This window comes from Cupriavidus sp. PB-02, assembly GCF_058252315.1.
In genome coordinates this window covers 1,385,322-1,397,622 of sequence record NZ_CM177695.1, presented here as the reverse complement: position 1 = coordinate 1,397,622, position 12,301 = coordinate 1,385,322, and the positions used below count along the sequence as shown (strand labels likewise).

11 protein-coding genes are annotated in these 12,301 nt (G+C 68.0%); 7 read left to right on the top strand and 4 right to left on the bottom strand.

Annotated features, from left to right (window positions below):
• Positions 1-28 precede the first annotated feature (28 nt).
• On the bottom strand, positions 29-973 hold the full coding sequence (locus tag AC10V3_RS27160) for a YncE family protein (RefSeq protein WP_022538454.1): 945 nt from the start codon (positions 971-973) through the stop codon (positions 29-31).
• A 256-nt stretch (positions 974-1,229) separates the two neighbouring features.
• Between AC10V3_RS27160 and AC10V3_RS27155 the strand changes: the two genes are divergently transcribed.
• The 3 genes from AC10V3_RS27155 (at position 1,230) to AC10V3_RS27145 (ending at position 4,520) form a co-directional block, all read left to right on the top strand.
• Positions 1,230-2,543 carry a hemolysin family protein gene (locus tag AC10V3_RS27155; RefSeq protein ID WP_454753054.1) on the top strand — a complete coding sequence of 438 codons (1,314 nt, stop codon included), beginning with the start codon at positions 1,230-1,232 and terminating at the stop codon, positions 2,541-2,543.
• A 328-nt stretch (positions 2,544-2,871) separates the two neighbouring features.
• Positions 2,872-4,230 (top strand): GGDEF domain-containing protein, encoded by a 1,359-nt coding sequence (locus AC10V3_RS27150; protein WP_490924284.1) that lies wholly within the window; start codon positions 2,872-2,874, stop codon positions 4,228-4,230.
• 158 nt (positions 4,231-4,388) lie between these two features.
• Entirely contained in the window at positions 4,389-4,520 is a 132-nt protein-coding gene (locus AC10V3_RS27145) for an entericidin A/B family lipoprotein (RefSeq protein ID WP_010814145.1), read from the top strand.
• Between the two features lie 108 nt (positions 4,521-4,628).
• On the opposite strand, the gene AC10V3_RS27140 is transcribed toward AC10V3_RS27145, so the two are convergent.
• The 3 genes from AC10V3_RS27140 to AC10V3_RS27130 are packed head-to-tail and all read right to left on the bottom strand — an operon-like array spanning position 4,629 to position 7,544.
• Complete coding sequence (locus tag AC10V3_RS27140; protein WP_454753052.1) at positions 4,629-5,273, bottom strand: bifunctional 4-hydroxy-2-oxoglutarate aldolase/2-dehydro-3-deoxy-phosphogluconate aldolase; 645 nt, start codon at positions 5,271-5,273, stop codon at positions 4,629-4,631.
• A 56-nt stretch (positions 5,274-5,329) separates the two neighbouring features.
• Complete coding sequence (locus AC10V3_RS27135; RefSeq protein WP_022538450.1) at positions 5,330-6,265, bottom strand: sugar kinase; 936 nt, start codon at positions 6,263-6,265, stop codon at positions 5,330-5,332.
• Positions 6,266-6,278: 13 nt separating this feature from the next.
• The gene (locus AC10V3_RS27130; RefSeq protein ID WP_454753051.1) at positions 6,279-7,544 is read right to left on the bottom strand and encodes an amino acid deaminase; all 1,266 of its coding nucleotides are present in this window, start codon (positions 7,542-7,544) and stop codon (positions 6,279-6,281) included.
• 226 nt (positions 7,545-7,770) lie between these two features.
• Between AC10V3_RS27130 and AC10V3_RS27125 the strand changes: the two genes are divergently transcribed.
• From AC10V3_RS27125 to AC10V3_RS27110, 4 genes are all read left to right on the top strand, one after another.
• Positions 7,771-8,676, top strand: coding sequence for a MurR/RpiR family transcriptional regulator (locus AC10V3_RS27125; protein WP_022538448.1), 906 nt, complete (start codon positions 7,771-7,773; stop codon positions 8,674-8,676).
• A gap of 1 nt (position 8,677) precedes the next feature.
• Positions 8,678-10,132: an N-acyl-D-amino-acid deacylase family protein gene (locus tag AC10V3_RS27120; RefSeq protein WP_454753050.1), complete on the top strand. Its 1,455-nt coding sequence runs from the start codon at positions 8,678-8,680 to the stop codon at positions 10,130-10,132.
• 51 nt (positions 10,133-10,183) lie between these two features.
• On the top strand, positions 10,184-10,576 hold the full coding sequence (locus tag AC10V3_RS27115; protein WP_022538446.1) for a RidA family protein: 393 nt from the start codon (positions 10,184-10,186) through the stop codon (positions 10,574-10,576).
• Between the two features lie 219 nt (positions 10,577-10,795).
• Complete coding sequence (locus AC10V3_RS27110) at positions 10,796-12,157, top strand: GntP family permease (RefSeq protein ID WP_022538445.1); 1,362 nt, start codon at positions 10,796-10,798, stop codon at positions 12,155-12,157.
• Positions 12,158-12,301 lie beyond the last annotated feature (144 nt).

The following is a 12,301-nucleotide window of genomic DNA, read 5'->3' as shown; positions in this document are numbered from 1 at the left end:
CGGCCTAGTCGGTTGAAACGCCCGCTGGCTACCGCGGCGGCAAAGCCAGGATGGCAAGGCCGTCCGGTTCCTTGCCGGTAGTGAAGGCATGGCGCAGGGTCAGGCCAGGCAGGTCAAGCTGGCCGACGGTGTGGTCGTTGAGCGCGACATAGGCGCGGCTCGGGTCTGCGGGATGAAAGGCGAGCGCGATCGGCTTCGCGCCGGTATCGACCCGACCGGTTTCGGCGAGCGTGTCGGGATCGAAAATGCGGATGCTGCGCTCGCCGTAGTTGAGCACGAACAGGCGATCGTCCGGCGACCAGTAGATACGGGTGGGGTCCTCGCCGGTCGGCACCGTGCGCAGCGCTTCCATCGTGCGCGCGTCCAGCCGGGTGAGAGTGTGATCGTCGCGGCTGGCGACGTAGAGCGCTGCTTCGTCGCGGCTCAGGCAGCAGCCCTCCGGGCGCCTGCCGGCGTTGGCCGCGCGCGGTGCGCGGGTGGCATCGTAGGGGTGCACCAGTGTCACGGTATGCGACAGCAGGTTGGTCACGTAGGCCCGCTCGCCATCGGCCGACAACACAAACAGATGGCTTTTCACCCCGCCCGCCGGCACGGCGCGGTCCGGCACCGGGCGCTCCAGCGGCGCCTCGAACACCAGCAGCATATTGTCGCGCTCGCTCAACGCGTAGACGCGCCCTTGCCGGTCGATCTGCAGGCCATGGATGCGGTGATAGGGCGAGCAATCGAGCCGTGCCCCGACCGCGCCGCGCATCAGGTCGACTGCGATCACCGCGGCGCCGCCGTCGCCGGCATGCGCGAAGGTCTGCACGCCATAGTGGCCGACGTAGCCACACAGGCGCTCGCGGTCCACCACGAATTCATGGGGATAGTCCGGCAACTGCACGCTGAAGCGGCGCTGACCGCCAGCCAGTTCGTAAGCGCTGAAGCTATGGCCGAATTTCTCCACCAGCACGGCCGTCCATCGGTTGTCCATTCTGTCTCCTTGTGATTCGCACGCCTGTGGGATCCAGGCTTTTTGCATGGCGGCACAGGTGCTGCCACGGACAGAAGTTTGGCGCAGCCAACGATAACTATCTATTGAATATTAGGCAACGAGCTATATCCATTGGTTATCGCTACGCCGACCGCGGCAGCCGCGGCCACCATCGCCAGCCGGCCCGGCGCCGAGTCGTCATGTGCGGATGGTATGCTTGGTGCTTTCAACTCACACGCAAAGGGCGCGCACCCTGATGGAAATTGCCATACTGCTGGCGCTGATTCTGCTCAACGGCCTGTTCGCCATGTCCGAGATCGCGCTGGTCACGGCCCGCAAAGCACGTCTGCAGCGCCAGATCGAGAACGGTGACCGTGGCGCCATTGCCGCGGTCCAGCTGGGCGAGGACCCCACGCGCTTCCTGTCCACGGTGCAGATCGGCATCACGTCGATCGGCGTGCTCAACGGCGTGGTCGGCGAATCCACGCTGGCGCAGCCGCTTGGCCTCTGGCTGCAGGGCTTTGGCCTGGCCGCGGGCACCTCCGGCTATGTGGCAACCGCCATCGTGGTGGCCGGCCTGACCTACTTTTCCATCGTGCTGGGTGAACTGGTGCCCAAGCGCCTGGGCCAGATGGCCCCTGAAGCCATCGCGCGGCTGGTGGCACGCCCGATCGGCTGGCTGGCCGTCGCTTCCACCCCGTTCGTCAAGCTGCTGTCCAGCTCCACGCGGCTGGTGCTGCGGCTGCTGGGCACCAAGGTCGATCGCGGCCCGGGCGTGACCGAGGAAGAAATCCATGCGCTGCTGGTCGAGGGCTCCGAGGCCGGCGTGATCGAGCAGCACGAGCACACCATGGTGCGCAACGTGTTCCGCCTGGACGACCGCCAGCTGGCATCCCTGATGGTGCCGCGCGGGGATGTCGTCTACCTGGACGTGGAAGCGCCGCTGGAAGAGAACCTGCGCCGCATCGAAGAATCGGACCATTCGCGCTTCCCGGTGGTGCGCGGCGGCATGCACGACATCATCGGCGTGGTCAGCGCGCGCCAGTTGCTGGCGCGCCGGCTGCGCGGCGAACAAGCCGACCTCCTGGCCGTGCTGACGCCGGCGGTGTTCGTACCGGAAAGCGTGACCGGCATGGAACTGCTGGAGAACTTCCGCGGCTCCGGCGGCCAGATCGCCTTTGTCATCGACGAGTACGGCGAGGTGCTGGGTTTGGTCACGCTGCAGGACCTGATCGAGGCCATCACCGGTGAATTCAAGGCCGATGCCGCCGGCGAGGAATGGGCGGTGCAGCGCGAGGACGGCTCGTGGCTGCTCGACGGCCTGATCCCGATCCCGGAACTGAAGGACCGCATCGGCCTGCGCCAGGTGCCGGAAGAAGAAAAGGAGCGCTACCACACGTTGTCCGGCATGCTGTTGCTGCTGCTCGGCCGCCTGCCCCAGGTCGCCGACACGGTGCAATGGGGCGACTGGCGCTTCGAGATCGTCGACATGGACGGCAAGCGCATCGACAAGGTGCTGGCCGCGCGCCTGCCGCCGCAAGACGGGCCGGAGGAAGAAACCACGGGCTGAGCCGCGAGGGCCATGCCCGGACGGTGTTCCTCCCCACTGCCGGAACCGCGCGGCAGAGTCAACCTTCGGTCCTCCTGATGCGGCTTTGATCGGCGTCAGATGAAAGTTGCGGACCGGTCACTGTGCCCGCAACTTCCAGTGCTCCGCCGCTTCCCTTGGCTTATGATCGGACCCTGCGGCCGGCACGCGGCTGCGGCAGGCACGGTTCGCCAGGTGCCTGGACGGGGAATCCATGCCGCGCCAGCGGCTTGCAAAAAATACACAAACTGACAAAACAGGGAGACGCGGCCAGCGCAAGCGCCATCATCTGCTGTCCGCCATACCATCCATGCATCCAGACGCCGATGACATCGCCGCGCGTGCGGCCGGGGGCGCGAATGTGCCGCATGGCCCGACCGGAGCGTCTGGCCCGGTCAGTGCCACGGCCCCTGCCAGCCTGGTCTCCGCGCTGGCGACGCGCCGCACCCGCACCCGCGCCGGGCAGCCGGAGGCCATCCTGGCGATCCGGCTCGACCGTTTTGCCAGCGCCTGCGAAACGCTGGGCGCGCAGCGCGCGGGCCGCCTGCAGGCCCTGGTAGTGGCCCGCATTGTGGGCCTGCTGCCGCCGGGCGCCGTCATGCACTGGGTAGCGGCGGCCGACCTGGGCGTGATCACGGCGCTGCCTGACGGCACTGTCGACCCCGCGCCGCTGGCCAGCCGCATTGCCAACGATCTGGGCCGGCCGTTCTCGCTGGATGGTTTTGAACTCTTCCTCTCCTGCAGCATCGGCGTGGCCGCAGACCATGCGGACATCCCGGCCGAGCGCAGCCTGCAGCAAGCCTTCGACGCCATGCTGCGGGTCGACCGCCAGGGCGGCGCCGGCCTGGCGCGCGCCGACAAGCCTGCGGCACCCCCGGCCGCCCCGCTGCTGGCCGCCCTGCCCGCCGCGCTCGAGCGCGGCGAACTGAGCCTGCAACTGCAACCACGCGCCGACTTTGCCGACGCCAGGGTCAGCGGCTATACGGTGCGGCTGCGCTGGCACAACCCGGCGCTGGGGCGTGTAGCGCCGCAGGATTTCCTGCCCGCGGTGGAAGCGCTCGGGCTGGTCGGGCCGATCGGCAGCTGGTTGCTGGAGAGCGTGCTGCCGCTGGTACGCGCCGCCGACGGCATCGCCCCGCTGCAGTTCACCCTGCTGGCCTCCAGCGCCCAGCTGCACCGCCCGCAGATGGTAGACGCGCTGGTCCACATTCTCGACGCCGGCGGCATCGCGCCGCAAAGCTTGTGCATCGAGGTGCCGGCCAGCGCCGTGCCGGCGGACGCCGACGTCCTGGCCCGCTTCACCGCATTGCGGCGCCGCGGTATGCAGCTGGCGCTGGGCGACTTCGACGACAGCACTGGCTGCCGCCACGCCCTGGCGGCGCTGCAGCCGGACCGCGTCACGCTGGACGTGCGCCGCCTGGGCCATGCCGACCAGCCCGGCGACAGTTCCGACCGCCTGCGCGACGCCTGCCTGCTGGCGCGCCGTGCCGGCGCAGCGGTCTGTGCCAAGGGCATCGAGAGCCGCCAGCAACTCGACGCCGTGCGCGCGTGGGGCTGCCATAGCGTGCAGGGCTACCTGCTGGCACAGCCGTTCCCGGCCACCTGGCTGCTGCAGACCCATGCGGCTATCCAGCAACGCGCGCAGGAACTGCTGGGGAATGTCGACTAAAGCGCCGACTGAAGCGCCCGGGCACCGTTGCGTCCGTTGCACGATTTACAAATTGGCACATACCAGATATCAAAGGCGCTCACGGCAGCGGTAAAATCTGCGGCAAACCCTCAATACAAGAATCCGTCGATTCTCAACATTCTCGAAAGGAGCCCGGCGTGAAGAAAGGTTGGATCTGGTGCGTTTTGTTTGCCACCCTGTTGGCTGGCTGCAACACGATGGCGGGGCTCGGCCAGGACATTCAGCGCGGTGGCCAGAAGCTCGAAAGCTCGGCGGACCGCCACAAGTAAGCTGTCCGGACCCAGTCCCGCGGGCGCGGTCCCAGACCGCGTCGACATGAAAAAACGGCACGCCAGCGCGTGCCGTTTTGCTTTGCTGCCGAAGGCCTGTTTCAGCGCTCAGCCTTGCTTGCGCAACGCCCGCGCCTGCTCGGCCAGCGTACGGATACGGCCCCAGTCGCCGCTGGCGACGGCATCCTTGGGCACCACCCACGAACCGCCCACGCACACCACGTTGGGCAGCGCCAGGTAGGACGGCGCCAGCGCGACGTCGATGCCGCCGGTCGGGCAGAAGCGCAGCTGCGGCAGCGGGCCGCCCAGCGACTTGAGCATCGGCACCCCGCCCGCGGCCTGCGCCGGGAAGAACTTGAGGAAGGTGAAGCCGGCTTCCAGCGCCGCCATCGCCTCGCTGGCGGTGGCCACGCCCGGCAGCAGCGAGATCCCCGCCCCTTGCGCGCCCGCGGCCAGCGCCGGCGTCAGCCCCGGCGACACGGCAAACTGCGCCCCCGCGCCGCGCACGGCGTGCAGCTGATCGACGGTGAGCACCGTGCCCGCCCCCACGCAAGCCTGCGGCAGCGCGGCGGCCACGGCCTTGATCGCCTCCAGCGCCACCGGCGTGCGCAGCGTGATTTCCAGCAGCGGCAGGCCGCCGGTGACCAGCGCCTCGCACACGTGCAGGGCTTCGTCGACCGAGTGGAACTCCAGCACGGGAATCACCGGCACGTCGGCCAGGCGTTGGAGCAGCGGGGAAGTCTGGTTTTGCATGGTGGCTGTCTCGGGAGGAATGGTTAAAAAAACGCAGAGATTTCAGGGATGTCGGCTCACGCGATCACCGACACCGACTGCGCCAGGCGTGCCAGCACAGTCTGCGAATCGGGGATCGGCGCCACCGCGCCGTAGCCGGTGGTGGACAGCGCCGCCGCCACGTTGGCGTAGCGCGCCGCCTCGAAAGGATCGGCACCCGCGGACAGGCGCGCGATAAAGCTGCCGCCGAAGCAGTCGCCCGCGCCGGTGGCATCGACCGGCTTGACCGGGTACGGCGGCACCAGCGTGCGCGATTCAGGCGTGGCGACATAAGCGCCCTCTTCGCCCAGTTTCAGCGCGACCAGTCCGATGCCGCAGCCAAGCAGGTAGTCCGCGATGGCATCGCGGTCGTCCAGCCCGGTCAGCACCGTGATGTCGTCCCAGCTCGGCAGGCACACGTCGGTGAACGCAAAGGCCTCGCGCATGATGCCGCGTGCGCGGGCCAGCGACCACAGCCGCAGCCGCAGGTTGGTGTCGAGCGAAACCTTGACCCCGGCCTTGCGCGCATGCTCCATCGCCGCCAGGCCGGCATCGCAGGCGCTGGTGCTGATCGCCAGGCTGATGCCGGACAGATGCAGGTAGCGTGCCGCGGCAATGGCGCCCAGCGGCAACTGCTCATGCTGGTAGCGGCTCGCGGCCGAGCCTTCGCGCAGGTAGTCGAAACGGTGGCCGTGGTTGTCGTGCGTGACAAAGTAGACGCCGGTCGGCGCGCCCGGGTCGACGTACACGTTGCGCGTATCGACCCGCTCCTGCGTCCACAGCGCGCGCAGCCGCTCGCCGAAGGTATCGGCACCAACGGCACAGATATAGCCCGTGCTGGCACCCTGGCGCGCGGCCGCGATGCAGAAGTTGGAAGTGTCGCCGCCAAAGCCTTGCAGGTAGCGCGACGGATCGTCGGGCAGCTGGTTGAACTCCACCAGCGGCTCGCCATAGGCCAGGATATCGATGCTCATGGGGCAGCCCACCTCAGAAGAAGGTTTGCACGATGTCGATCACGCGCAGGTCGCGGTCGAGTACCGGGATATGGCGCCACTTGTCGAAGGTCAGGCACGGGTGCGAGATATCGAAGGCGATCATGTCGCCGACCTGCACGTCGTCGCCCGGCTGGATCTTCAGGTACGCGTGCTGGTCCATCATGCCGGTGACCTCCCAGTGCGCAGGCACATCCATCGGCGCCTCGCTGCCCGGGCGATACAGCCGCGCCGGGATCGGCATGCCGGCGTCGAAGGCCGCGTCGCGCTTGCCCATGCCGATGATGGCGCGGTTCGGCTCGGGGATCGACTGCACATAGGCCCATAGCTGCAGCGCCGGCAGCAGGCCTTCGCGCATCTTCTGCGCGACCGGGTTGCTGGCCAGGATGCGCTGCTGCGCGGCGCGGTAGATGCCCACGTCGTGCGTCAGGTAGCAGCCCGGGCGCAGCACGATGTCGATTGGCGCGCCGATGTCGGTGCGCGCGAATTCCTCGGCGACCACGTCGTACCAGGCCGACCCCGCGCCCGACATCACCACCGGGCTGCGGCCAAAGCGGCCGTCCTTTGCGAGTTGCCGCGTGACCGCGACGGTACGCTGCAGGAAGCGGCGGATATCGGCCTCTTCCTGCAGCACGCCTTCATAGATCTCCACGCCCGCCAGCGACAGCGCATCCGGCCAGCGCGCCAGTGCGTCGAGCACGGCCTGCTGCTGGGCGTCATCGCGGACGCCGGTGCGCCCACCTTCCACGCCAAGCTCCAGCAAGACCTGCAGCTTCTGCCCGCGCTCGCTGAAGAACTTGCCGAGCTGGTCGACCAGCGCGGCCGAATCCACCAGCGCGAAGAACTCGAACTCCGGATCGCGCAGCAGGTCCGCGATGATTTCCATATTGCGCCGGCCCACCAGCTGGTTGGCCATCAGTACGCGCTTGACGCCATGCGCTTGTGCCGCGGCGGTCTGGTGCGCGGTGGCGAGCGTGATGCCCCACGCGCCCGCGCCCAGCTGGCGCGCGAACAGCTTGGGCGCCATCGTGGTCTTGCCATGCGGCGCAAGCAGCACGCCGTATTCGTTCATGAAGCGGCGCATCCATTCCAGGTTGTGCGCAAGCCGGTCTTCATAAAGCACCGCGGCCGGCAGGCTCAGTTCTTCCTGCAGCAGGCTCCAGCCGGTCTGGCCGGCATCCGGGGCCAGCGGGGCTTCCATCCGGCCCAGCGCCTTGTTGAGCGGATCGATCACGCCGGCCTGATACTTTATTTCACGCATCCTTGTCATCACCCTGAAAAAATCTGATTGACGTAATGATAGCCCTGAAAATAAGATATTTCATCCTTGTTATAAAGTAACACGCAGTCGGACCGAAGTGTGCCCCGGCAGCCTCCGGACTGGTGTCCGCGACGCGGCGCCAGTCACTGTTATAGCCCCTGTGCAAAGGGGCTGCAGACTCCGCCACATTGCGCCCGGACCACTTTCCGACCCGACCAGCCCGCCCATGACCGCCCCCTTCGACATCCTGACCCGCATCGCCGAGCGCGGCCCCGCGCTGCGCCTGGCCGAGCAGAAGGTCGCGCAGGTGGTGCTGGAAGACCTGGCCGGCGCGGCCGCCGCCAGCATCAACGAGCTGGCGCGCAAGGCCGGCGTCAGCGAGGCCAGCGTGACCCGCTTTGCCAAGGCGATCGGTTGCCGCGACGTGCGCGACCTGAAGCTGCGGCTGGCGCAGGCCACCGCGGTGGGCGCGCGGTTCCTGCAGCCGGGCGGCGTGCCCGGCGGCGAAGAAGCCCCGGCCACGCTGGCCGACAGCATCCATGCCGAGATCATCAACGCGCTCGAAGTCAATCGTGGCCTGATAGATGCGCAGCGCATCGAGCAGGCCGCGCGCCTGTTGCTTGGCGCACGCATGGTCTACGCTTTTGGCATGGGCGGCGGCTCGTCGTTCATGGCCGACGAGGCGCGCCACCGGCTGGCGCGACTGGGACAGCCGGTGGCGAGCTACCAGGACGCCCTGCTGCAGAAGATGGTGGCGGCGACATTGAGCCGCGACGACGTGGTGCTGGCGTTCTCGGCCAGCGGCCGCGTGCCGGAGATGCTGGCCAGCTGCGACATCGCGCGCGAATACGGCGCGCGGCTGATCGCGGTGACCGCGCTGGGCTCGCCGCTGGCGGCGCGCGCCGACGTGCTGCTGCCGGTGCGCACGCTCGAGACCGATTTCATTTTCAAGCCGTCCGCGTCGCGCTACGCGATGCTGATGGTGCTGGACGTGCTGGCCACACAGTGCGCGCTGCTGCAGCAGGACCAGAGCAAGGAGCGGCTGCGCCGGCTCAAGTACGTGCTGGACAGCCACCGCGGCGAAGGCAGCCCCGGCACCGGCCCTGACAGCCGCCAGCCGCTTGGAGACTGACATGCCTCACCTGTTCGATACCCTGATCCGCTGCGTGACGCTGCTCGATGGTTCGGGCGCCACCGCGCGCCTGGCCGACGTGGCGCTGCGCGACGGCCGCATCGCGCGCATCGATGAAGCCGGCGCGATCGATCCCGATGCCGCCGCGCACGTGGTCGAAGGCCACGACCTGGTGCTTGCGCCGGGCTTTATCGACGTACATACGCACGACGATACCAACGTCGTGCGCCAGCCCGAGATGACGCCCAAGCTGTCGCAGGGCGTCACCACGGTAATCGTCGGCAACTGCGGCATCAGCGCCGCGCCGGTGACGCTGGCCGGCGAGCCGCCCGACCCGATGAACCTGCTCGGCCATGCCGACGCCTTCCGCTACCCGGATTTCAAGGCCTACGTCGATGCGGTCGCGGCCGCGCAGCCGGCGGTCAATGTCGCCGCGCTGGTCGGCCACACCGCGCTGCGCAGCAACCAGATGGACCGCTTCGACCGCGCCGCCACACCGGCCGAGATCGCGGCGATGCGTGCGCAGCTGGAAGAAGCGCTGCAGCACGGCGCGCTCGGCCTGTCCACCGGCCTGGCCTACGCCAACGCCTTCAGCGCGCCGACGGAGGAAGTGCTGGCGCTGGCCGAACCGCTGGCCAATGCCGGCGCGCTCTATGCCACCCACCTGCGCAGCGAGTTCGCCGAGATCCTGGACGCGATGGACGAAGCCTTCCGCATCGGCCGCCATGCGCGCGTGCCGGTGGTGATCTCGCACCTGAAATGCGCGGGGGTCGACAACTGGGGCCGCAGCACCGAGGTGCTCGACGCCCTCGACGGCGCGCAACGCTGGCAGCCGGTCGGCTGCGACTGCTACCCCTACACCGCCAGCTCGTCCACGCTGGACCTGAAGCAGGTCACCAGCGACTTCGACATCATGGTGACCTGGTCCGAAGGCGCGCCCGAGATGGGCGGCCGGCTGCTGGCCGATATCGCCGCCGAATGGCAGGTCGACCTGCACGAGGCCGCGCGCCGGCTGATGCCCGCGGGCGCGGTCTACCACTGCATGGAGGATGCCGACGTCGACCGCATCCTGAGCCACCCCGCCACTGTGGTCGGCTCCGACGGCCTGCCCAACGACCCGCTGCCGCATCCGCGCCTGTGGGGCGCGTTCCCGCGCGTGCTGGGCCACTATGCGCGCGACCGCGAGCTGTTCCCGCTGACGGTGGCCGTCAACAAGATGACCGGCCTGTCCGCCGAGCGTTTCGGCCTGCACCAGCGCGGCTTCGTGCGCGAAGGCTACTGGGCCGACCTGGTGCTGTTCGACGCGACCACCATCCGCGACGCGGCCAGCTTCACCGATCCGATGCAACCGGCCGAAGGCATTGCCGCGGTCTGGGTCAACGGCGAGCTGTCATGGCAGCAGCGCCAGAGCACCGGCGTGCGCGCCGGCAGGTTCCTGGCGCGCGGCGCGGCCTGACCCCGGCTTCCTTTCTCAATCTTTTCCCTGCAACAAATTCCAGGAGTTCCCATGGATATCAAACGATTCGGCGTCGAAGGTGGCACCGGCACCGGCGGCCAGCACATGCCCTTTGCCCGCGCGGTCGCGGCCGACGGCTGGCTCTACGTTTCCGGCCAGGTGCCGATGGTCAACGGCGAAGTCATCGACGGCGGCATCGTCGCGCAGACCCACCAGGCCATCAAAAACGTGCTGGCGATCCTGGCCGAGGCCGGCTACGGCCCCGAGCACGTGGTGCGCTGCGGCGTGTGGCTGGACGATGCGCGCGACTTCGCCTCGTTCAACAGGATCTTCAAGGAATACTTCGGCGCCAATCCCCCGGCGCGCGCCTGCGTGCAGTCGAGCATGGTGGTGGACTGCAAGGTCGAAGTGGACTGCATCGCCTACAAGAAGCCGGCGGCCTGAGCCTGCTGCCTGCTTGCCATCGCTGAGGGTGTGCTCCCCTCTCCCATGAAACGGGAGAGGGGCCGTGGGAGAGGGCCGGGCATATCCATGATGCGCCGCCGGCCATGGAACCTCCTGCCCTCTCCCCCGCCCCTCTCCCGCAAGCGGGAGAGGGGCGAAAACCAAAAAACCTGAACCGCTGCCGCCACAAGCGGCTTTTTTTCCACGCAAGGAGACAATATGGGTGCCGTCACCGGAACCACGCTCTTGGTGTATGCGCTGATCGCCGTGATCGCCCTCGTGGTGCTGATCGCGCGCTACAAGCTCAACCCCTTCATTACCCTGGTCGTCGTCTCGGTGCTGCTCGGCTTTGCCGTGGGCATGCCGATGGGCGACATCGTCAAGTCCTTTGAAGCCGGTGTCGGCGGCACGCTCGGCCATATTGCGCTGGTGGTGGGCCTGGGCACCATGCTCGGCAAGATGATGGCCGAGTCCGGCGGCGCCGAGCGCATCGCGCGCACGCTGATCGATTTCTTCGGCGAAAAGAACGTCCATTGGGCAATGGCGACCATCGCCTTTATCGTCGGCCTGCCGGTGTTCTTCGAGGTGGGCTTCGTGCTGCTGGTGCCGATCGCCTTCAACGTGGCCAAGCGTACCGGCACGTCGATGGTGCTGGTCGGCATCCCGATGGTGGCCGGCCTGTCGGTGGTGCACGGCCTCATCCCGCCGCACCCGGCCGCGCTGCTGGCGGTGACGGCGTATGGCGCCGATATCGGCAAGACCATCATGTATGCGCTGATCGTCGGCATCCCGACGGCCGCGCTCGCTGGCCCGCTGTTCGCCAAGCTGATGGACCGCTACGTCAAGCTGCCCGAGGTCAACCCGCTGGCAGACCAGTTCACCGAAGAGGATGAGAGCGTCAAGGAATCGCACCATCTGCCGAGCTTTGGCATTACGGTGTTCACCATCCTGCTGCCGGTGATCCTGATGCTGATCGGCAGCTGGGCGGACGTGTTCACCACGCCCAAGACCTTTGCCAACGACTTCCTGAAACTGATCGGCAACTCGGTGATGGCACTGCTGATCGCCGCGCTGGTGAGCTTCTACACCTTCGGCAAGGCGCGCGGCTTCAATCGCGAGATGATCCTCAAGTTCACCAACGAGTGCGTGGCGCCCACCGCCATCATCACGCTGGTGGTCGGCGCCGGCGGTGGCTTCGGCCGCATCCTGCGCGACTCGGGCATCTCCACCGCCATCGTCGACGTCGCCACCGGCGCCAACGTGTCAGTGCTGGTGCTGGGCTGGCTGGTGGCGGTGATGATCCGTATCGCCACCGGCTCGGCCACGGTGGCCATGACCACCGCCGCCGGCATCGTCGCGCCGATCGCGGCCAGCGTGCCGGGCACCCGGCCCGAGCTGCTGGTGCTGACCACCGGTGCGGGCTCGCTGATCCTGTCGCACGTCAATGACGGCGGCTTCTGGCTGGTCAAGGAGTACTTCAACATGACCGTGACCCAGACCTTCCAGACCTGGTCGGTGTGCGAAACCATCATCTCGGTGGTGGCGCTGCTGCTGACGCTGGGGCTGGCCACGGTGATCTGAGCGTTTCCCTTCCGCGCCCCCCCTTTCGACGGGGGCGCACCGCGAGGCCCCGGCAGCAACCGGGATTGCCTTGCCCCCGCCCGGCCCTTTGCGCACTGGCTCTGAAGCAACGGTTTACAACCCTACAGCCAGCGCCTAAGGTCA

Bases quoted from the DNA above. Each gene is read 5' to 3' on its own strand.
- AC10V3_RS27160 (WP_022538454.1), bottom strand. From the start codon at position 973: ATGGACAACCGATGGACGGCCGTGCTGGTGGAGAAATTCGGCCATAGC.
- AC10V3_RS27155 (WP_454753054.1), top strand. From the start codon at position 1,230: ATGGAAATTGCCATACTGCTGGCGCTGATTCTGCTCAACGGCCTGTTC.
- AC10V3_RS27150 (WP_490924284.1), top strand. From the start codon at position 2,872: ATGCATCCAGACGCCGATGACATCGCCGCGCGTGCGGCCGGGGGCGCG.
- AC10V3_RS27140 (WP_454753052.1), bottom strand. From the start codon at position 5,273: ATGCAAAACCAGACTTCCCCGCTGCTCCAACGCCTGGCCGACGTGCCG.
- AC10V3_RS27135 (WP_022538450.1), bottom strand. From the start codon at position 6,265: ATGAGCATCGATATCCTGGCCTATGGCGAGCCGCTGGTGGAGTTCAAC.
- AC10V3_RS27130 (WP_454753051.1), bottom strand. From the start codon at position 7,544: ATGCGTGAAATAAAGTATCAGGCCGGCGTGATCGATCCGCTCAACAAG.
- AC10V3_RS27125 (WP_022538448.1), top strand. From the start codon at position 7,771: ATGACCGCCCCCTTCGACATCCTGACCCGCATCGCCGAGCGCGGCCCC.
- AC10V3_RS27120 (WP_454753050.1), top strand. From the start codon at position 8,678: ATGCCTCACCTGTTCGATACCCTGATCCGCTGCGTGACGCTGCTCGAT.
- AC10V3_RS27115 (WP_022538446.1), top strand. From the start codon at position 10,184: ATGGATATCAAACGATTCGGCGTCGAAGGTGGCACCGGCACCGGCGGC.
- AC10V3_RS27110 (WP_022538445.1), top strand. From the start codon at position 10,796: ATGGGTGCCGTCACCGGAACCACGCTCTTGGTGTATGCGCTGATCGCC.